The organism is Streptomyces venezuelae, assembly GCF_008642375.1.
Lineage (GTDB): Bacteria > Actinomycetota > Actinomycetes > Streptomycetales > Streptomycetaceae > Streptomyces > Streptomyces venezuelae_G.
Genome location: NZ_CP029194.1, coordinates 3,076,699 through 3,096,481, shown reverse-complemented (window position 1 = coordinate 3,096,481; position 19,783 = coordinate 3,076,699). Strand labels below are relative to the sequence as shown.

At 73.0% G+C, this 19,783-nt stretch carries 16 protein-coding genes; 8 read left to right on the top strand and 8 right to left on the bottom strand.

All coding sequences use genetic code 11. From position 1 onward, the window contains the following. Window positions 1–65: 65 nt before the first annotated feature. From DEJ46_RS13690 to DEJ46_RS13680, 3 genes are all read right to left on the bottom strand, one after another. Complete coding sequence (locus DEJ46_RS13690) at window positions 66–308, bottom strand: exodeoxyribonuclease VII small subunit (protein WP_150266450.1); 243 nt, start codon at window positions 306–308, stop codon at window positions 66–68. Between the two features lie 57 nt (window positions 309–365). Next, window positions 366–1,613, bottom strand: a complete 1,248-nt coding sequence (gene xseA / locus DEJ46_RS13685; RefSeq protein WP_150266448.1) for an exodeoxyribonuclease VII large subunit — start codon at window positions 1,611–1,613, stop codon at window positions 366–368. 140 nt (window positions 1,614–1,753) lie between these two features. Continuing rightward, window positions 1,754–3,136, bottom strand: coding sequence for an APC family permease (locus tag DEJ46_RS13680; RefSeq protein WP_150274406.1), 1,383 nt, complete (start codon window positions 3,134–3,136; stop codon window positions 1,754–1,756). A gap of 54 nt (window positions 3,137–3,190) precedes the next feature. On the opposite strand from DEJ46_RS13680, the gene DEJ46_RS13675 reads away from it, so the two are divergent. Both DEJ46_RS13675 and ppgK read left to right on the top strand, forming a co-directional pair. Next, window positions 3,191–4,243, top strand: coding sequence for a 4-hydroxy-3-methylbut-2-enyl diphosphate reductase (locus DEJ46_RS13675; RefSeq protein WP_370468811.1), 1,053 nt, complete (start codon window positions 3,191–3,193; stop codon window positions 4,241–4,243). 35 nt (window positions 4,244–4,278) lie between these two features. Beyond that, window positions 4,279–5,022: a polyphosphate--glucose phosphotransferase gene (ppgK, locus tag DEJ46_RS13670; RefSeq protein WP_150274404.1), complete on the top strand. Its 744-nt coding sequence runs from the start codon at window positions 4,279–4,281 to the stop codon at window positions 5,020–5,022. Between the two features lie 9 nt (window positions 5,023–5,031). Here ppgK and DEJ46_RS13665 read toward each other — a convergent pair whose 3' ends face one another. Continuing rightward, window positions 5,032–5,574: a DUF6542 domain-containing protein gene (locus DEJ46_RS13665; RefSeq protein WP_223835464.1), complete on the bottom strand. Its 543-nt coding sequence runs from the start codon at window positions 5,572–5,574 to the stop codon at window positions 5,032–5,034. A 407-nt stretch (window positions 5,575–5,981) separates the two neighbouring features. Here DEJ46_RS13665 and ychF point away from each other — a divergent pair, with 407 nt between their 5' ends. Beyond that, window positions 5,982–7,070 (top strand): redox-regulated ATPase YchF, encoded by a 1,089-nt coding sequence (ychF, locus tag DEJ46_RS13660; protein ID WP_150266444.1) that lies wholly within the window; start codon window positions 5,982–5,984, stop codon window positions 7,068–7,070. Window positions 7,071–7,171: 101 nt separating this feature from the next. On the opposite strand, the gene DEJ46_RS13655 is transcribed toward ychF, so the two are convergent. After that, window positions 7,172–7,753 (bottom strand): Uma2 family endonuclease, encoded by a 582-nt coding sequence (locus DEJ46_RS13655; protein ID WP_150266442.1) that lies wholly within the window; start codon window positions 7,751–7,753, stop codon window positions 7,172–7,174. 108 nt (window positions 7,754–7,861) lie between these two features. Here DEJ46_RS13655 and DEJ46_RS13650 point away from each other — a divergent pair, with 108 nt between their 5' ends. From DEJ46_RS13650 to DEJ46_RS13640, 3 genes are all read left to right on the top strand, one after another. After that, window positions 7,862–9,337, top strand: coding sequence for a hypothetical protein (locus tag DEJ46_RS13650; RefSeq protein WP_150266440.1), 1,476 nt, complete (start codon window positions 7,862–7,864; stop codon window positions 9,335–9,337). Window positions 9,338–9,505: 168 nt separating this feature from the next. Next, window positions 9,506–12,166, top strand: coding sequence for a transcriptional regulator (locus DEJ46_RS13645; RefSeq protein WP_150266438.1), 2,661 nt, complete (start codon window positions 9,506–9,508; stop codon window positions 12,164–12,166). Window positions 12,167–12,265: 99 nt separating this feature from the next. Then, a complete protein-coding gene (locus DEJ46_RS13640) occupies window positions 12,266–13,078 on the top strand; it encodes a DUF4232 domain-containing protein (protein WP_223834611.1) in 813 nt (270 codons plus the stop codon). A gap of 31 nt (window positions 13,079–13,109) precedes the next feature. Here DEJ46_RS13640 and DEJ46_RS13635 read toward each other — a convergent pair whose 3' ends face one another. Then, the gene (locus tag DEJ46_RS13635) at window positions 13,110–13,802 is read right to left on the bottom strand and encodes a DUF6000 family protein (RefSeq protein ID WP_150266437.1); all 693 of its coding nucleotides are present in this window, start codon (window positions 13,800–13,802) and stop codon (window positions 13,110–13,112) included. A 72-nt stretch (window positions 13,803–13,874) separates the two neighbouring features. After that, window positions 13,875–15,020 (bottom strand): pyridoxal-phosphate dependent enzyme, encoded by a 1,146-nt coding sequence (locus tag DEJ46_RS13630; RefSeq protein WP_150266435.1) that lies wholly within the window; start codon window positions 15,018–15,020, stop codon window positions 13,875–13,877. 176 nt (window positions 15,021–15,196) lie between these two features. Between DEJ46_RS13630 and DEJ46_RS13625 the strand changes: the two genes are divergently transcribed. Together DEJ46_RS13625 and DEJ46_RS13620 are read left to right on the top strand one after the other, a co-directional pair. Continuing rightward, window positions 15,197–16,771, top strand: coding sequence for a S8 family peptidase (locus DEJ46_RS13625; protein ID WP_150266433.1), 1,575 nt, complete (start codon window positions 15,197–15,199; stop codon window positions 16,769–16,771). Between the two features lie 209 nt (window positions 16,772–16,980). Further along, window positions 16,981–18,177 (top strand): DUF4190 domain-containing protein, encoded by a 1,197-nt coding sequence (locus DEJ46_RS13620; RefSeq protein WP_190622621.1) that lies wholly within the window; start codon window positions 16,981–16,983, stop codon window positions 18,175–18,177. 170 nt (window positions 18,178–18,347) lie between these two features. On the opposite strand, the gene DEJ46_RS13615 is transcribed toward DEJ46_RS13620, so the two are convergent. After that, entirely contained in the window at window positions 18,348–19,688 is a 1,341-nt protein-coding gene (locus DEJ46_RS13615; protein ID WP_150266430.1) for a glycoside hydrolase family 18 protein, read from the bottom strand. Window positions 19,689–19,783 lie beyond the last annotated feature (95 nt).

Here is a 19,783-nt window from a genome sequence, read left to right as displayed (position 1 = left end):
GGGCATGCCGGGCCGGGACGCCCCGTCCGGATCCCGGAAGGACGCCGCGAGCCCCGGCAGGGCTGCTACTCCTCCGTGCCCTCCGCCTCCGCCTCCGCCGCCCGCTCCGCCGCCAGGGAGGCGTCGAGGCGCGCCCGGGCGCCCTCCAGCCGCCGCCGGCAGACCTTCGCCAGCTCCTCGCCGCGCTCCCAGAGCGCGAGGGACTCCTCCAGGGACGTCCCGCCGGCCTCCAGCCGCCGGACGACCTCGACGAGCTCGTCCCGCGCCTGCTCGTACCCGAGCGCCGCCTCTTCCGTACCGGCTGCCATGTGCTCCACCTCCGTGTGTCCGCTTCTCTCTCGATGTCCTCGCCGATGCGGGCCCGCTCAGGCCGGACCGGCCCCGTCCGGGCCCGCGCCCGCGCCCGCGTCCACGCGCCGCACCGCGAACTCGCCCTCGGCGACCCGCGCCCGCAGCTCCTCGCCCTCCGCGACCTCATCGGGCGAGCGGACCACCGAGCCGTCCGCCCGCTGGAGCACCGCGTACCCCCGCTCCATCGTCGCGGCGGGCGACAGCGCCCTGACCCGCGCCCGGGTGTGCGACAGCTCGGAGTCGGCCCGGTCCAGGAGGTGCCCCAGGACCCGCCGGCTCCGCGCGAGCAGCGCGTCGACCTCGTCCTCGCGGACCTCGACCATCCGCTGCGGATGCTCCATGACGGGCCGCCCGAGGGCGTGCGCGAGACCGCGCTCCTCCCGCTCCAGGAGCCCCCGCACGGTCCGCAGCGCCCGGTCCCGCAGCCCGCGCACCCGGTCGAGCTCCTCGCCGACGTCCGGTACGACCTTCTTGGCCGCGTCGGTCGGCGTCGAGGCCCGCAGGTCCGCCACCAGGTCGAGGAGGGGCGAGTCCGGCTCGTGCCCGATCGCGGAGACCACCGGCGTACGGCAGTCGGCGACGGCCCGGACGAGCTGCTCGTCCGAGAAGGGCAGCAGGTCCTCGACGCTGCCGCCGCCCCGCGCGACGATGATCACGTCCACGTCCTCGTGGGCGTCGAGCTCCTTCACCGCCTGGACGACCTGCGGGACCGCCTTCACGCCCTGCACCGGGACGTTCCGCACCTCGAAGCGGACGGCCGGCCAGCGGCGCCGCGCGTTCTCCAGGACGTCCCGCTCCGCCGCCGAGGCCCGGCCGCAGACGAGCCCGATCAGGTGCGGCAGGAACGGCAGGGGCTTCTTCCGGTCGAGCGCGAAGAGCCCCTCGGCCGCCAGGCTCCGCTTCAGCTGCTCAAGACGGGCGAGCAGCTCGCCGATCCCGACCGGCTTGATCTCCGCGGCCCGCAGCGACAGCTGCCCGCGCGGCGCGTACCACTCGGGCTTGGCGTGCACGACGACGCGGGCGCCCTCGGACACCAGGTCCGCGACCGAGTCGAAGACCTGGCGGTAGCAGGTGACGCCGATGGAGATGTCGTACGAGGGATCCCGCAGCGTCAGGAAGACGACCCCGGCGCCCGGGCGGCGCGACAGCTGCGTGATCTGCCCCTCGACCCAGATCGCTCCGAGCCGGTCGATCCAGCCCCCGATCAGCCGGGAGACCTCACCGACGGGAAGCGGTGCTTCGGCGGACGTAGTCAGAGCCATGGACCGAGCGTAACGGCGCGGTACGACAACGTGTACGAGGGCGGGGACGCCGAAGGGGCGGCAGCACGTACGGGAACGGGCGCGCGGCCCGTACGGAGACGGGGACGGTCACGCGCGCCGCAGCGCCCGCGGCGAACACGTCAGGGCCGCGCCGCCGGCATCCGCGCCGTGCCCTGCACGGCCAGGACGACGAAACCGATCCCCAGCCACACCACGCCCACCACCTGCGCGGCGACCGAGGCCTCCACGATCACCGCGATCAGGATCGCCGCCCCGACGACCGGCATGACGACGTGCTTCAGCCAGTGCGGCGGCCCCTCCGCCCTCCGTACCGCGAACCACCCCACCACGCTCGCGTGCAGCAGCACGAACGCCGTCAGCGCGCCGACGTCGACCACCGACACCAGGTGGTCCAGGCCGTCGTCCTGCCGCGCCGCCCACAGCGCCGCCACCATCGTCACCGTCGCCGCCACGAGCAGCGCCACCCGAGGCACCCCCGAGTCCGTCCGGGCGAGGACGTGCGGCAGCCGCCGCTCGCGGCCCATCGCGAAGAGCAGCCGGCCACCGGCCGCCTGCCCCGCGAGGGCGGCGAACGCCGCGCCGATCGCCTTCGAGACCGCGACCAGGTCGTGCAGCCAGCCGCCGACCGACGCCTCCACGGCGTCGTAGAAGGCCGAACCCTGCTTCACCGGATCGGCGGCGAGCTCGGCCGAGGAGACCGGTTCGAGGAGGGCCACGAGCCACGTCTGCGCCACGAACAGCGCGCCCGCGAGCGCCAGGCAGACCAGCACCGCCCGCGCGACCTTCGCCGAACCGCCCGTCACCTCCTCCGCGAAGGACGCGATCGCGTCGAAGCCCAGATACGACAGGACCGCGACCGACACCGCGCCGATGACGGCGGCGAGCGAGAACGACACGTCACCGGTCAGCGGCGACCACCAGTCGCGCCGCGCCCCGTCCCGTGCGAGCACCACCACCGCCGACACGACGAAGACCAGCAGGACGACGATCTCCATCGCGAGCACGGCGAAGCCGACCCGGGCCGCGGCGCGGACGCCCCACAGGTTGAGCAGGGTCGTCACCACCACGGCGATGCCGGTCCACACCCACCGGTCCACCTCCGGGACCAGCGCCTCCATGGCGATGCCCGCGAAGAGGTAGGCGACGGCGGGGATCAGCAGGTAGTCGAGGAGCGCCATCCAGCCCGCGACGAATCCGGTCCCCTCGCCGAGCCCCTTGCGGGCGTACGTGAAGACCGAGCCGGCCTGGGGGGCGACCCGCACCATCTGGGCGTAGCTGAAGGCCGTGAAGGCCATCGCGACGGTGGCCACGACGTACACCAGTGCGACGGCCCCGTGGGACTTGGCGTCGAGGGTGCCGAAGACACCGACAGGGGCCATCGGAGCGATGAAGAGGAGCCCGTAGACGACCAGGTCACGGAAGCCGAGGCTCCGACGGAGATCCGTGTGCTCCCCGTGTTCCCCGTGCCCCTCGCGCCCAGCCACCTGCGGATCCTCGGCCATGCGGTCAGTCTCGGCCACGACACCGATCAAAGCGCTGACCGACGCGGCCTTACGATGGGACGCATGACTGCAACGCCCGCGTCGACGCCCGAGTCCGCCCCCGCGACGAACCGCCCGAAGCGTGTCCTGCTCGCCGCTCCCCGCGGCTACTGCGCGGGCGTGGACCGTGCCGTGATCGCCGTGGAGAAGGCCCTGGAGCAGTACGGGGCACCGATCTACGTACGCCACGAGATCGTCCACAACAAGTACGTGGTCCAGACGCTGGAGCGGAAGGGCGCGATCTTCGTCGACCAGGCGACCGAGGTGCCGCCGGGCAACATCGTGATGTTCTCCGCGCACGGCGTCGCCCCGACCGTCCACGAGGAGGCCCGCCAGGGCCGGCTCGCGACGATCGACGCGACCTGCCCGCTGGTCACCAAGGTCCACAAGGAAGCCGTCCGCTTCGCCAACGAGGACTTCGACATCCTCCTCATCGGCCACGAGGGCCACGAGGAGGTCATCGGCACCTCCGGCGAGGCCCCCGACCACATCCAGCTGGTCGACGGCCCCGGCGACGTCGCCAAGATCGAGGTCCGCGATCCCTCCCGGGTCGTCTGGCTCTCCCAGACCACGCTCTCGGTCGACGAGACGATGGAGACGGTCGACGCGCTGAAGGAGAAGTTCCCGCAGCTGATCTCCCCGCCGTCCGACGACATCTGCTACGCCACGCAGAACCGTCAGATCGCGATCAAGGAGCTCGCCGGCCAGGCGGAGCTCGTGATCGTCGTCGGCTCGAAGAACTCCTCGAACTCGATCCGCATGGTCGAGGTCGCCAAGCAGGCCGGCGTCCCCGCCGCCTACCTGGTCGACTTCGCGAGCGAGATCGACGAGGCCTGGCTGGAGGGCGTGACCAGCGTCGGCCTCTCCTCCGGCGCCTCCGTCCCCGACATCCTGGTCCAGGAGGTCCTGGAGTGGCTCGGTGAGCGCGGCTACGCGGACGTCGAGATCGTCAAGACGGCGGACGAGTCCCTGACGTTCTCCCTGCCCAAGGAGCTCCGCAACAAGGACCTGCGGGCCGTGGCGGAGAAGCTCGGCGCGGGTGAGCCCGCGGCCGCCGCCAAGGAGTAACTCCACGCCACAGCCCTTACCGTGGGTCCATGACCATGAACGTCTTCGGAGTGGACATCGGCGGTTCGGGCATCAAGGGCGCCCCCGTGGACCTGGAGCGCGGAGCGCTCGCCGAGGAGCGCCACAAGGTACTGACCCCGCAGCCCGCCACACCCGACGGTGTGGCGGGCTGCGTCGTCGAGGTCGTGGACCACTTCGGCTGGACCGGACCGGTGGGAGTGACCTTCCCGGGCGTGGTGACGGGCTCCACGGTCCGTACTGCCGCGAACGTCGACAAGAGCTGGATCGACGTCGACGCGGGCACCCTCCTGAGCGAGCGTCTCGGGGGCCTCCCGGTGACCGTCCTGAACGACGCGGACGCGGCCGGGGTCGCGGAGATGACCTTCGGCGCGGGCCGGGGCCGCAAGGGCACGGTGATCCTCCTGACGCTCGGCACGGGCATCGGCTCGGCCCTCTTCGTCGACGGCCGGCTCGTGCCCAACACGGAGCTGGGCCACCTGGAGCTGAAGGGCCACGACGCGGAGAAGCGCGCCTCGACGAAGGCCCGGGAGGACGAGGACCTCAGCTGGGAGCACTGGGCGAAGCGCAGGCTGACGAAGTACCTCGCGCACGTGGAGATGCTGTTCTCGCCGGAGCTGTTCATCATCGGCGGCGGGGTGAGCCGCAAGCCCGAGAAGTTCCTCCCGCTGATCGAGGGCATCCGCGCGGAGATCGTCCCGGCGGAGCTCCAGAACAACGCGGGGATCGTGGGCGCGGCGATGGCGGCCGGGGAGGCCTGAGGAGCGCCCCTACGCGACGGGGCGGCGACCGGGCGCCGAGGGGCGCCCACCCGCCTTCTCGCCGGCACCAGGGGCGGTCCGGCCGGCAACACCGGAACCAACGGCACCGGCACCGGCACCGGAGCCGACGCCACCGGCACCTGCGCCGCGCTGCTGCCGGCGCCCCATGTCCCGTACCTTCCGCACGCTCGTGATGAGCCCGGCGACGAGGGTGCCGCCGTACAGCCAGCCGGCGTGCACGGCGAGGGCGGTCACGACGGCCATGGCCTGGCCGCCCAGCCCGCCCGTACCGCCCGCGATGGGGACGACCCCGACGGCGAAGGCGATGGGCACGCTGATCGGGGCGGTGACGAGGTCGGCGGTACGGACCCACAGCGCGGTCAGGGCGCTGACCGGCAGGAACAGCAGCCCGAAGGCGAGCGGGGAACCGCCGAGGATCAGCCGGTCGAGGAAACCGACGACGAGCATGGCGGCGGCGGCGAAAAGGCCGGCGCCGAGCCCGGTGAGCCGGGGCGCGGGGAACCGCCGCAGGGCGAGGACGACGGGCGGCACCGGCCGGGCGCCCGGAGGCCGCCCGGAACCGCGGCCGGGAACGGCGCCGGCCGCGGCACCCGCGGCCCCGGCCCGCTCCACGCGGGCGCCGCCGGCGCCCCGCCCGGCCCTGCCGATCACGCGGTACACGGCCACGCCCTCGACGGCCGCGCCGTCCACGACCGCGCCGGGCGGTGCCACGGGCGGCGTGACGGGGTTTTGCGGCCGTCGGCGGCCTTGCGGCTGACTTGTCCTGTGCTGCTCCACATCACCAACGTAGGTCGGAAGAGGCGGGGAACCCGGTCCGAGACACGCCCTTTGGGTGACGTTGCGCCCGAGATCGACCGAAGGTCGGCGTCACTGGCCGGTTCGGCCCGCCCGTAAACTGGGGGATCGGCCCACCATCCACACTTCAGGAAGTCGCCACCGTGTCGCTCACGATCGGAATCGTCGGTCTGCCGAATGTCGGCAAGTCGACCCTGTTCAACGCCCTGACCAAGAACGACGTGCTGGCGGCCAACTACCCGTTCGCCACGATCGAGCCCAACGTCGGAGTCGTCGGTGTCCCGGACGCCCGCCTCACCAAGCTCGCGGAGATCTTCGGCTCGCAGCGCATCCTCCCGGCGACGGTCGACTTCGTCGACATCGCGGGCATCGTGCGCGGCGCGAGCGAGGGCGAGGGCCTGGGCAACAAGTTCCTCGCGAACATCCGCGAGTCGGACGCGATCTGCCAGGTCATCCGCGCCTTCAAGGACGAGAACGTCGTCCACGTCGACGGCAAGGTCTCGCCGAAGGACGACATCGAGACGATCAACACGGAGCTGATCCTCGCGGACCTCCAGACGATCGAGAAGGTCCTGCCGCGCCTCCAGAAGGAGATGCGGATCAAGAAGGACACGGCGCCCAAGGTCGCCGCGGTCGAGGCCGCCCAGGCGATCCTGGAGAAGGGCGACACCCTCTTCTCGCAGGGCATCGTCCAGGGCTCGGAGAAGGCGGAGCTCCTCCACGACCTCCACCTCCTCACCACCAAGCCGTTCCTGTACGTCTTCAACGTGGACGAGGACGAGCTGACGGACGACGCCTTCAAGGCGGAGCAGAGCGCGCTCGTCGCCCCGGCGGAGGCGATCTTCCTCAACGCCAAGCTGGAGCAGGACCTCGCCGAGCTCGACGAGGAGGACGCCATGGAGCTCCTCCAGTCGGTCGGCGCCGAGGAGCCCGGCCTCGCCACCCTCGCCCGCGTCGGCTTCGCGACCCTCGGCCTCCAGACCTACCTGACGGCCGGCCCGAAGGAATCCCGCGCCTGGACGATCAAGCAGGGCGCGACGGCCCCCGAGGCGGCCGGTGTGATCCACACCGACTTCCAGAAGGGCTTCATCAAGGCCGAGGTCATCTCCTTCGCCGACCTGGTGGAAACCGGCTCGGTCGCCGACGCCCGCGCGGCCGGCAAGGCCCGCATGGAGGGCAAGGAGTACGTGATGCAGGACGGCGACGTGGTGGAGTTCCGCTTCAACGTGTAGCCGTTCACCGCCGCGCGTCAGACGGTGACGTCAAGCGTGCAGGCCGGAAGGGGCCGGACTCTGGCGAGTCCGGCCCCTTCCGCAATCCCGTGCCGGCTTCTTCAGCTGCTTCGGGGCGGCGTGAGCCTGTCGAGGTCCAGGCTGATCTCGAAGGGCACCGGGCGCTGGAGGGTGCCCCGGAAGATACCCGCGGGCGCGTAGACGCCGGTGGGTTCGTCGAGCTCGTAGACGTGGACGACGGGTGCCCCGTCCTCGTCTTCGATGCACCAGTAGTGCGGGATGCCGGCCTCTGCGTACTTGCGGAGCTTCACGGTGCGATCGCGGTGGGCGGACTCGGGGGAGACGACCTCGACGACGAGCTTCACGTTCTCCGGGGCGTACCAGGTGCGGTCGGGGTTGTAGGGCAGGTCCGTCAGCAAGAGGTCCGGCTCGGGGCGGTTGCGGACGTCGAGGCGGATCGTCATCTCCCGTTCGACCTCGAAGCCGGCCGGCGCCTTCGCCATGAGTGCGGTGGTCAGGGCGGTGACGAGGCGGCCGTGCCAGGCGCGCTGGGGCGACATCATGAAGACGAGTGATCCGTCGATGAGCTCGGTGTGGCGGGGTGCCTCGGGGAGGCGGTCCAGGTCCTCCGCGAACCAGCCCTCCGCGCGTGGCGGACGCATCCAGTCGGGCAGTGCGGTCATGGGACAACCCTAGCGATCGTGGCCGGCATGGGGAGGTGTCGTACTGCTCATCCATGGAGGCGTTCCGGCGTACTCCGGTCGCTATAGCGGTGGTGGAAGGATGACGCGGTGTCCGACTCTCTCCGTGAACCATGGCTGCGCGGCATCGCCTTCAACCCGGCGGCGCCCTCCGACGTGCTGATCCGTCTCGTGGACCGGGCGGCCGGAGAGGTCGGCCCGCTGATGTGCGAGGGGCGTGACCTGCCCGACGGCGTCGTCGACGCGGCCCTGAGCCATCCGGACAGCGGCATCCGCCGCGCGCTCGCCCGCAACCGTCACGTCGACCCGGCGCGGCTCGCCCCCTTGGCGACGGACCCGTCGGGGGTCGTCCGCTACTGGCTCGCCGGCGGCCCCCGTCACGACACCCGCCGGGTCCGGCCGCTGCCGGACGACATCATCGTCACCCTCCTGACCGCCCAGGACGGGGGCGAGGACCGCATGGTCACCGCGAACGAGATCAAGGCGGAGCTCGACTCGTCCCGGCAGATCCCGCAGTCCTTCTACCGCGCCATGGCCGGTCGCGAGCATCCCGAACTCCGGATACGGGCCGCCTGGAGGTGGCAGTCGCTCACCCCGGCGCAGCGGGCGGGGCTCCTCGACGATCCGGACCCCGCGGTCCGTGAAGCGGCGCGGGAGGCAAGCTGGGAGCTGGACCCGGAACGGGTGGAGGCCGAGCTGCCGTCCGTCGGCTCGCTCAGCAAGCCGTATGTGCTCGGCACGTGTGCCTTGTCCCCGGCGCTCGTCGAGCAGTGCTTCGCGGACGGCACGGTGCACCCGCTGACCCTGAACCCGCACACCCCGGCCCACGCCGTCGCCCGGCTCGCCCGCCATCCCGAGGCGAAGGTGCGCGCGAGCGTCGCCGCCCGTCCCGACCTGGGACCGGAGCTGGTGGCGGCGCTGAGGGAGGACCCGGACGGGGACGTGCGGATGCGCGCGCGCCTTCACCCCTTCCCCCGTACCTGGGCCGAGCACCGGGCGATCCGCGTCGTCGGGCACGGTCCTGACTGCGTCTGCCCGATCACCGAACCGGAATCCGAGCCGTCGCCCGACTGGTTCGTCGCCTGTGCGGCGTCCGGGGAACCGGTGCTCCGCCGGGTCGCGGCGAGCTGGCCCGGCCTGGCCGTGGAACTCGTCGCGGAACTCGCGCAGGACGAGGACGAGGAGGTACGGATCAGGCTGGCCTGCCATCACCCGCTGGCGCCGCCGCACCTCCTCCTGGACGTCTTCGTCACCCGCCCGGCCCACCGCCCGCACCTGCTGACTCTGCCCGCGTTCCCCCGTACGGGCACGAGCCATCTCATCGGCCACCGGGACCCGCAGGTGCGCGCCCTGGCCGCAGCCGATCCCGTCCTGGCCGATCCCCCGGTGGAAGACCCCGACGCGCCGGTGCGCCGGGCAGCCGCCGCCAACCCGAGCCTGTCACCCGAGGCCCTGGAGGCCCTCCTCGCCGACCCCCGCACCGCAGAGGGCGCCGCCGCCAACCCGTCCCTCCCCGTCCCCCGCATGCACGCTCTCCTCGACCGCTGCCTGATGCCTGGTCAGTGATCGCGGTGGCCGGGGGCTCGGCCGATCCCCTCGCGGCGGGACCCCGTACGGATTCGGACGGCGAGAGCCGGTTCGGGGAACGCCGCGGCGCGGGCGTCCCTCTTACCCCACGTATTCTCGTCTGCTGAGGATCGGGGGACGGGGGACAAGGGATCGCGGAGGTATCAGGTGGAGTTCCGGCTGCTCGGCTCCGTTGCGCTGGTGACGGAGGACGGCGACGTAGCCCTGGGGCCCGCCAAGCGGTCCAGTCTGCTCGCCATGCTCCTGCTGCGGCCCAACGGCGCGGTGAACGTGACGCAGCTGATCGACGCCCTGTGGGAGGACGAGCCGCCCACGCACGCCAAGACCGTCCTCCAGGGGCACGTCTCGCGGCTGCGGGCGCTGCTCGCCGAGCACGGGGCGGAGGCGTACGGGGTCGAGCTCGCCACCCAGGGTTCGGCGTACGTGCTGCGCATGCCGGAGTCGCTCGTCGACGCGCACCGATTCGAGGAGCTCGTCGCGCTCGCCGGGGTGCAGCGACGGCCCGGTGACGCCGTGCGGATGCTGCGCGAGGCGCTCTCGTACTGGCAGGGGCCCGCGCTCACCGGAACCGTGCACAGCAGGCCGCTGGAGGCGGCGGCCGGGGGGCTCGAGGAGCTGCGGCTGGCCTCCGTGGAGGCCCTGGCCTCGGCCTACGGGGCGCTCGGCGAGCACGGGCGGGCCGCCGCGGTGCTCCGCACCGAGGCCGTCGCCCACCCCCTGCGCGAGTCCCTCGCCGCCGCGCTGATGCTGGCGCTCGGCCGCGCGGGGCGCCAGTCGGACGCCATCGACTGGTACCACCGCACGCGCCGGCTGCTCGCGGACGAACTCGGCGTGGACCCCGGGGAGGCGCTCACCGAGGCGTACGCGACACTCCTCCGCTCCGCCGAGCCCGCCGCCCGCGTCCCCCGCCCGGCCCTCCCGGTCGAGGCGTCCGTCGCCTTCGCCGCGCCGGAGCAGCTGCCGCGCGCGCCGCGCGGGTTCACCGGCCGGGGCGCCGAGCTGGCCGCCCTCGACCGGGCCGTCGGCGGCGTGGTCGCGCCCCTCTGCCTCGTCACCGGACCCGCCGGTGTCGGCAAGTCGGCCTTCGCCGTCCACTGGGCGTACGAGCGCCGCGCGAACTTCCCCGACGGTCGACTTTTCGCCGATCTGCGCGGCTTCAGCGACACCCCGGCGCCCGAGACCGCCGCCGTCCTCCGCGAGTTCCTGCTCGCGCTCGGCGTCCCTGCGCTGCGGATACCGGAGGCCGCGGACGCGCGGGGCGCGCTCTTCCGCTCCCTCACCGCCGGCCGCCGCCTGCTCGTCGTCCTCGACAACGCGCGCTCCTCCGAGCAGGTCAGGCCGCTGCTCCCCGGCGGCGACCTCTGCGCGACGGTCGTCACCAGCCGCGACCGGCTCAGCGGACTCATCGCCTCCGACGCCGCCCGCCCCGTGCCGCTCGGCCACCTGCAGCCCGCGGCCTCCGCCGCCCTGCTCGCGACCGTGCTCGGCGAGGCGCGGGTCGCCGCCGAACCCGCCGCCGCCGAGCGGCTCGCCGGACTCTGCGACGGACTGCCCCTCGCGCTGCGCGTCACGGCGGCCCGGCTCGCCGAACGCCCGCAGTGGACGCTCGACGCGATGGTCGGCGAACTCGCCGACGAGCAGGTGCGGCTGACCCTCCTCGACGTGGAGGACGTCGGGGTCTCCGCCGCGCTGCGCCTCACCGTGCAGCAGCTGCCCGACTCCGCCGCCCGGATGTTCCGCGCGCTCGGCCTGCACACCGGCTCCGACCTGGACCGCTTCGCGGCGGGCGCGCTCGCCGGCACGTCCCCCGCGCACGCCTCGGCCGATCTGGACCGGCTCGCCGCCGCCCACCTCCTCACCGAGGCAGTCCCCGGCCGCTGGACCCCGCACGACCTCGTACGCCTCTACGCCCGCCGTATCGCCCCCGACGCCGACCCCGAAGGCCTGCCCCGCCTCCTCGACCACTACCTCTACACCGGGCTCGCCGCCGACGCCGCCGCCGAACCGGGCTCCCAGCCCTGCTACTCGCTGCCCGCCGACGCCCGACGGCCCGCCGCCACCCGGGAGTTCGAGGACCGTGCGGCGGCCCTCGACTGGTACGCCGCCGAACGCCCCGCCCTGGAGGGCGCCGTGGCCGCCGCCGCGGCGCTCGGCCACCACGACCGGGCCTGGCGGCTCGCCCTCGTGCAGTGGCCGCTCATGCTCATGCGGATCGGCGACGGCTGGACGCCGCTCCTGGAGGCCGGGCTCGCCTCCGCCGAGCACGAGGGCGACTTCGACGCGCAGTCGCGGACCCGGGCGCTCCTCGGATGGGTGCTGCACGAGGAGGGCCGGGACGCCGAGGCGCTCGTCCACCTGGAGAAGGCGCCGATCCTCGCCGCCCGGGCCGGGGACACCGTCAGTGAGGCCATCGCGTACGTCAACTACGCCGCCGTCCTGGACTCCACCGGGCAGCACGAGCGGGCCGGACTGCTCATGGTCCACGCGGTCTCCCTCGCCGATCGCGCCGCCCATCCGTCCACCCAGGTGCTGACCCTCCAGCACCTGGCGACGCACTGCCTGAAGGCCGGGGAGTACGACGAGGCGCTCGCGCACACCGTTCGCGCGGGGGAACTGGTCGCGCCCGACGCGGTGGTCGTCCGGGCGCAGCTGCAGATCGTCCGGGGCGAGGCGCTGGCCGGCATCGGCCGTCTCGACGAGGCCGCCGACCAGCTGAGACGGGCCATCGTGGCGGCCGACGCGGCCGGCTTCACCGAGGGCTCCGCGCGGGCGGCGGAGCAGCTTTCGCGGCTGTCAGCGGATCGTTAGCGGTACGCAAGCGGGACGGCAGCGCCGGGCCGGAAGCTGGATACAGCACGCAGTACGGACGTACCGCGTCGACCGACAGCTTCACGGGGGAGAACCACCATGCGTACGACCATGCGGAACCACCACAAGGCCACCGTCCTGGCGGCCGCCGCCATCACCGCCCTCTCGCTGGGCCTGACCGCCTGCGGCGGCGGCACCGGCACCGGTGCCAAGGACGCGGGGAGCGCGAGCAGCTCGGCGTCGCAGCAGGAGACGGGCGCGGCGGACACCGGTACGGGCGACGACGCCACGGCCGGCAGCACGGACGGCGGGTCCACGGAGGGCGGCTCCACCGAGGGCGGTTCCACGGGGGGCGGCTCCGCCTCCGGAGGCGTGAGCGAGGCCTCCGCCACCGGCGGCAAGAGCTCCACCGGCGGCAAGACCGCCGCCAAGACGAAGACCTCCACCGGCGCCAAGACCGGCGCCAAGACCGGAGCCAAGGCCCCGGCCTGCGCCTACGGCGACATCAGGATCACCGCGGCGAAGGCGGACGAGGTCCCGACCGAGCACATCACTCTCACCGCCACCAACACCTCCGGACGCTCCTGCACCCTCCTCCAGTACCCGCTGATCGCCTTCGGCGACATCCAGACGGCCAAGGACGTCCCGGCGGTCGCGAAGAGCAGGCCCGCCGCCCCGGTCGTCCTGCAGCCCGGCGCCCCGGCGTACGCCAACGTGCGGATCGCGCTCGGTGGCGTCGGCGAGGGCAACAAGGTCGTGAAGAGCTTCCACGTGAACCTCTTCGCCGCGGACGGCCCGGCCGAGGGCAGCATCGTCGTCAAGGCCCCCGCGGGCGGCCTCGCGGTCGCCGATGCAGCCGCCAGGACGGGCTACTGGACGCACGAACTCCGCAACGGCGCCGACGAGTTCTGATCCGCCGCAGGGAATGCCGGACGGCGCGGCTTCAGGGGCGGGTCCAGCCGCCGGCGAAGTCGCACCGGAGGTCCGCCCGTCGGCGCTGCGCCTCCGGGGTGAACGCGGGATCGTCGCGTAGGTGGGCCTCCGCTTCGACCCAGCCCTGCCAGAGGCCGCCCGGAGTGACGAAGCGGTCGGCGTACGAGGTGCCGAGCGCGGCGTCGACGCGGAGCAGGGAGCCCAGGGCCTCGGGCTGGTCGTAGCGGCATTCGGTACGGGGCAGGTACCGGTCCAGATAGGCGGCGAGGAGCTCGGCGTCGGCGCGGGTGCCCAGGCGGGCGAGGGCGAAGCAGTAGCCCGCGCCCGCGTAGCAGACCTCGCTCGCCAGGAGCAGTTCGCCGAGCCGCTCGCGGAAGGATGCGCGGCGGTCCACCCCGATCAGCCACGCCGCCGTGAACCGCGACCGCCACTCGTAGTCGAGCAGCGCCGCCAGCTCCGCGTCGGTGACGCCCGCCGCGTCCTTGACGATGCGGCGGGCGAAGCGCCGTCGCGGCGGGTGGCCGGGCCGCAGGTACCCGTCGCTCATCAGCTCCAGGTAGCGCGGAGTGCCCGCGACCTTCGGGGTCACGTACCGCTTCACGACCCGGCTGTGGCCGCTGTCGCGGGGGTCCCGCAGGAGGACCCGCCCCACGGCCCCGGCGGTGTGCGCCGCGGGGCCGGTCACCTCTCGACTGCTGCTCATGCGCCGAGTCTCCGTCGCGGCACCCCTGGGAAGGAACCCTTTTCCGTACGAGAGGGACCGCGCCGCCTTCGGTCAGGCGACCAGCCCCGTCTTCGCGCCCGCCCCGCACAGCGGCACCACGGTGAGCCCGGGGCGCGGCGGGGCGGCGGTGACCGCCGCCCAGCAGACCACGCCCGTGGCCTCGACGAAGAGGCCCCGGGCCGCCAGGTCGCGCTGGGCGGTACGGATCTGATCCTCGGTCACGGTCAGGAACGTGCCGCCTGTCTCGCGCACCGCCCGGAGGATCCGGCGGGCGCGGGGCGGGGCCGGGATCGCGATGCCCTCGGCGAGCGTCGGCCGGGCGGGGGCGGGGGCGGGGGCAGGGGCCGTGATGTCGTCCGCACCCGCGTGGAAGGCGGCCGCCAGCGGGGAGACGGCCTCGGCCTGGACGGCGACGAGGGCCGGCCGGACGTCGGTGAGGCCCTGCCGGCGCAGCTCGTCGAGGGCGAGGGCGGCGCCGAGGAGCAGCGTGCCGTTGCCGACGGGCACGACGATCGTGTCGGGGAGGCGGCCGCCGAGCTCCTCCCAGAGCTCGTACACATAGGTCTTCGTACCGTGCAGGAAGTACGGGTTGTAGACGTGCGAGGCGTAGAACGTGCCGGGCGCGTCGGCCGCCTCGCGCGCCGCCCGGGCGGCCGCCTCGCGGTCGCCGGGCACCTCGACGACGCGGGCTCCGTGCGCCCGGATCTGCTCCAGCTTCTTCGGGGAGGTGCCCTCGGGGACGTACACGAGGCAGTCGAGCCCGGCCCGGGCCCCGTACGCGGCGATCGCCGTTCCGGCGTTCCCACTGCTGTCGGCGACGATCCGGTCGAGGCCCCCGGCCCGCGCCAGGCGCAGTGCGTGTGCGGCGAGCATCACCGCGCCCCGGTCCTTGAAGGACAACGTCGGCATGAGGAAGTCGAGTTTGGCCGAAACCGACTTCGTGAGGGGGACGAGGGGCGTGCGGCCCTCGCCGAGGGTCACCTCGGCTCCGTACGGCATGGGAGGCAGTGCCTCCGTGTACCGCCACAAGGAATTCACACGTGACGCGAGGGACGTGAGTGACGGGAGCGACGCGGGTGCCGGTGCGAAGTCCAGGTCCCAGGGGCCGCGGCACGTCGGACAACACCAGGTGAGCGCGCCGGTGGGGGAGTGGATCCGGCAGCGGGGGCACACGTACGAGGTCACGATGATCAGCATGTCAGCCGTGTGGCACGGGTGTTACGGGGTGGCGATTGCTCTTGTGAGATTCCTATGGATCAGTCAATCTTTCGCTCGGTAGCCGGATGTTCGAGACGGCGCGACCCTCGCGTCGTCTTGTCATGTCCCTGCCGCACCCCCACAGCAGCGCACCACCAATGAGGAGGACCCCTCACATGTCAGTGATGCGTGATTCGCGCCGCAGAATCGCCACCGCCGCGGCCATAGCCGTCGCCGCCCTCGCCCTCGGCTCCGCCTCCACCTTCCCGGCCGTCGCCTCACCGGCGGCCCCGGAGGGCGTCATCGAGAACGCCGGAGCCGAAGGCGCGATCGCGGGCAGCTACATCGTCACCCTGGAGGAATCGGCGCAGGCCGAGACCGCCGAGGGCCGCGCGGTCGCCGCCGAGTACGGCGCGAAGATCAAGAAGACGTACACCTCCGCGCTCAACGGCTACAGCGTCGAACTCTCCGAGGCGCAGGCGAAGAAGCTCGCGGCCGACCCCGCCGTGAAGTCCGTGGCGCAGAACCGTGTCTTCAAGATCAACGCCACCCAGCCCTCCCCGCCGTCCTGGGGCCTGGACCGGCTCGACCAGCGTGCCCTCCCGCTGAACCAGAGCTACACCTACCCGGACACCGCGGGCCAGGGCGTCACCGCGTACATCATCGACACCGGTGTGCGGATCTCCCACAGCGACTTCGGCGGCCGTGCCTTCAACGGCTTCGACGCCGTCGACAACGACAACGTCGCGCAGGACGGCAACGGCCACGGCACCCACGTCGCCGGCACCGTCGCGGGCACCGCCCACGGCGTCGCCAAGAAGGCCAAGATCGTCGGCGTCCGCGTGCTCGACAACAACGGCTCCGGCACCACCGCCGGCGTCGTCGCGGGCATCGACTGGGTGACCAGGAACGCCGTCAAGCCGGCCGTCGCCAACATGAGCCTCGGCGGAGGCGCCGACTCCACCCTCGACACGGCCGTCCGCAACTCGATCGCGTCCGGCGTCACGTATGCCGTCGCCGCGGGCAACAGCAACGCCAACGCGTCGAACTACTCCCCGGCCCGCGTGACCGAGGCGCTCACGGTCGGCTCCACGACCAACACCGACGCGCGCTCCAGCTTCTCGAACTACGGCACAGTCCTGGACCTCTTCGCCCCGGGCTCGAACATCACCTCGGCGTGGAACACCGGCGACAGCGCCACCAACACCATCTCCGGTACGTCGATGGCGGCGCCGCACGTCGCCGGCGCGGCCGCGCTGTACCTCGGGGACAACCCGACCGCCACCCCGTCCCAGGTCGGCACCGCCCTGGTGAACGCCGCCACGCCGAACGTCGTGACCAACCCGGGCACCGGCTCCCCGAACCGCCTGCTGTACGTCGGTGACGGCGGCACCACCCCGCCCCCCGGCAAGAAGTTCGAGAACACCGCGGACTACGCCATCGCCGACAACGCGACCGTCGAGTCCCCGGTCACCGTCAGCGGCGTCACGGGCAACGCCCCCTCCGCCCTCCAGGTACCGGTGAACATCGTCCACACCTACATCGGTGACCTCCAGGTCCAGCTGATCGCCCCCGACGGCTCGGCGTACACGCTGAAGGGCTTCGGCACGGGCGGCAGCTCGGACAACATCAACACCACGTACACCGTGAACGCCTCCTCGGAGGTCGCCAACGGCACGTGGAAGCTGCGGGTCACGGACAACGCGTCCATCGACACCGGGAAGATCGACTCCTGGGCCCTGCAGTTCTGATCGGCTCGGACCCCTTCCGCTCCGATCCGCTCCGATCGGCTCTGATCCGGTCTGATGCGCTCTGATCCACGTCTCGCGTCGAGGGGTGGCCGCCTGCCGGCGGCCGCCCCTTCGGCGTACCCCGGGTCGGGTGGCGCGGCGGCCGACCACGTACGATGCGCGCTCGTTCGTCTGTTCGCACCAGTCGCCCCAACAGGAGCACGCCAGCCGTGGAGCCGACCCAGCCGCCCCAGCAGCCCCCGTCGCCCGCCCCGTCGGCAGGGCACCCGAAGCAGGGCTGGCCCGCCCCCGGCCCGTACACCTCGCCAGGGGGGCCGTACGCGGCCGGACCGTACGGACAGCCCGGCGCACCCGGCCTGCCCGGCGCCCCCGGCCCGTACGGGAAGCCCCCGCGCACCACCAACGGGCTCGCCATCGCCTCCCTCGTCTCCGGCATCGTCTGCTGCCTCCCGCCCCTCGGGATGCTCCTCGGCGTGATCGCCCTCCCGAAGATCAAGAAGAAGGGCCAGGCGGGCAAGGGGCTCGCCGTCACGGGCATCGCCCTCTCCCTCGTCAGTACCCTGCTGATCGGCGTCGGCCTCGCGACCGGCGCCATCGAATCGGCCGTCGACGGCTTCAGGAAGGGCGTGGACCAGGCGTCGCGCACCAAGTCCCCGTTCGCGCTGCGCGCGGGGCAGTGCTTCGGCGACGAGGGCAAGCTGGAGGACTACGCGACGGAGGTCGAGATCGTCGACTGCGCGAAGCCGCACGACGGCGAGGTCACCGGCACCTTCAAGCTCACCGGCTACGACAAGTGGCCCGGCGACGCCGAGATGGAGGCGGTGTCGGAGAAGCGCTGCGAGGCCATCAACTCCGCGTACGCGCTGGACACCTGGGCCGTCCCCTTGGACGTGTCGGTCTTCTATTACATGCCGAGCGGCCAGAGCTGGCGCTTCGGCGACCGGACGGTGACCTGCGCGTACGCGAGCGAGGCCGGGCGCTTCAGCGGTTCGGTGCGGTCCGACGCGAGCACCCTGACCGCCGGCCAGGAGCACTTCCTGAAGAGCGTCAACCCGATCGAGACCGTCGGCGGCCGGGAGCCGGACGAGGACCCGGACGAGGACTTCGAGGCCAACAAGGCCTGGTCGGGGGAGATGCTCGCGGCGATCGACGGGGCCCGCGCGGGCCTCGGGAACCACGACTGGTCCGGCGCCGCCGCGGCCCCGGTCGAGGCCCTCGACAAGGAGCTCGAGGCGGCTTCGGAGCAGTGGCGGAAGCTGGCCGGGGCGGCCGACGCGGACGCCTACTGGGAGGCGTACGAGACGGCGTGGGACGCCCTGCCCGAGGACCTGGGCGCGAACGCGCGGACCGGGCTCGGCCTGACGGACACCCCGCCCGTGGCGGAGGCCCCGGGCAGCGCGGCCTGAGAGGGTGAACCGCACCCCTCCCCGGGCTGGTTGAAGGCCGCCGCACCGGACGGACATGCCCCTCGGCGGTGCGGCGGTGCGGCGGGCCGCCGGGTGTCGCCGGTCCGCCGGAACCGACGACCCACCCGGCGCCGCCGCGCCGCCCATGGCCGGCACGGCCCGTCCGGCGGCTACCGCCGGGTCAGGCCCCGGTCGATCGCGGTGATCAGCTCACCGTCGGGGGTGTCGCCGTCCAGCGACCACACCATGGCGCCGCCGAGGCCCCGCTGGCGGACGTAGGACGCCTTCGTGCGCAGCACGGTGGGGTCGTCGTAGGTCCAGAGCGTGGTGCCGTCGAAGAGCCACGCGTGGCCGTTCTTCTGGCCCCGGTGGAGCTTGTACGTGCCGGATTCGGCGAGCTTCTTCAGGTGCTTGTAGTCCTCTGAGCCGGCCGCCCAGGTGGCCGGGGCCGGGGCGGCCGCGGGCTGGCCGAGGCCGTCGCCGCCGCCGGTGACGCCGGTCCAGCCCTGGCCGTAGAAGGGCATGCCGACGACGAGCTTGTGGGCGGGTGCGCCGCGCCGCAGCCAGGACTTCACGGTCCCGTCGACGCTCCAGTCGTTCTTGGCGAAGAGCGCGGACTGCTGGGCCGTCGTCGTCTCGCCGGAGACGTGGAAGTCGTAGCCCTGGAGGTTCACGAAGTCGAAGTCCCTCATGATCTTGGCGACTTCGAAGCCCGCGTCGATCTTGGCGGGGGCGGTGGGCACGTACGCGCTGAGGTCGTAGCGCTTGCGCTGCGGCAGCGAGCGCCCGTAGGCGTCGAGCTGGGTGCGGAACTCCCGTACGAGCTTGGTGAAGTTGGGCTTGTCCTCGGGGCGGATCACGTTCCCGGGGGCGCCCTCCGAGCCGGGCCACTCCCAGTCCAGGTCGATGCCGTCGAAGAGGCCGGCGGCGGCGCCGGCACCACCGCGGGCGCCGTCGACGGGCAGGTTGCCCTTGATGTACGTGTCGATGCAGGAGGCGACCAGCGCCTTGCGGCCGGCGTCGGTGCGCACGGCGTCGGAGAAGTGCGCCGATCCGCTCCAACCGCCCAGCGAGATCATGACCTTGAGGCCCGGGTTTTTCGCCTTCAGCTCGCGCAGCTGGTTGAAGTTGCCGGCGAGGGGCTGCTCGGCGGTGTCGGCGACGCCGTCCACCGAGTCGGCCGTGTCGACGGGGCGGACGTAGTCGGCCCAGGGGTCGGAGCCGGGCACGTTGCCCATGAGGCACTTGCCGTCCGAACCGACGATGCCGAAGGCGTAGTTGATGTGGCTGAGCTTCGCGGCCGTGCCGCTGCTCTCCAGGTCCTTGACCTGGAAGTCCCGTCCGTAGATGCCCCATTGGGTGAAGTACCCGATGCGCTTCAGGGAGTGGCCGGCGGAGGAGGCGGGGGAGGGCTGGTGCGCGTCGGCCGTGGGGGCCAGGGTGGCGAGGAGGCCGAGGGTGGCCGCTGCGGCGGCGCCGAAGGTCAGCTTGGTCAAGGCTCTGGGGCGCATGGGCTCGTTCCTGTGCGAGGCGGGATGGCGCGTGCGGGATGGGCCGTGCAGGCAGGAACGTATTGGTCTGTACCAATAGAGGTCAAGGGGTGCGA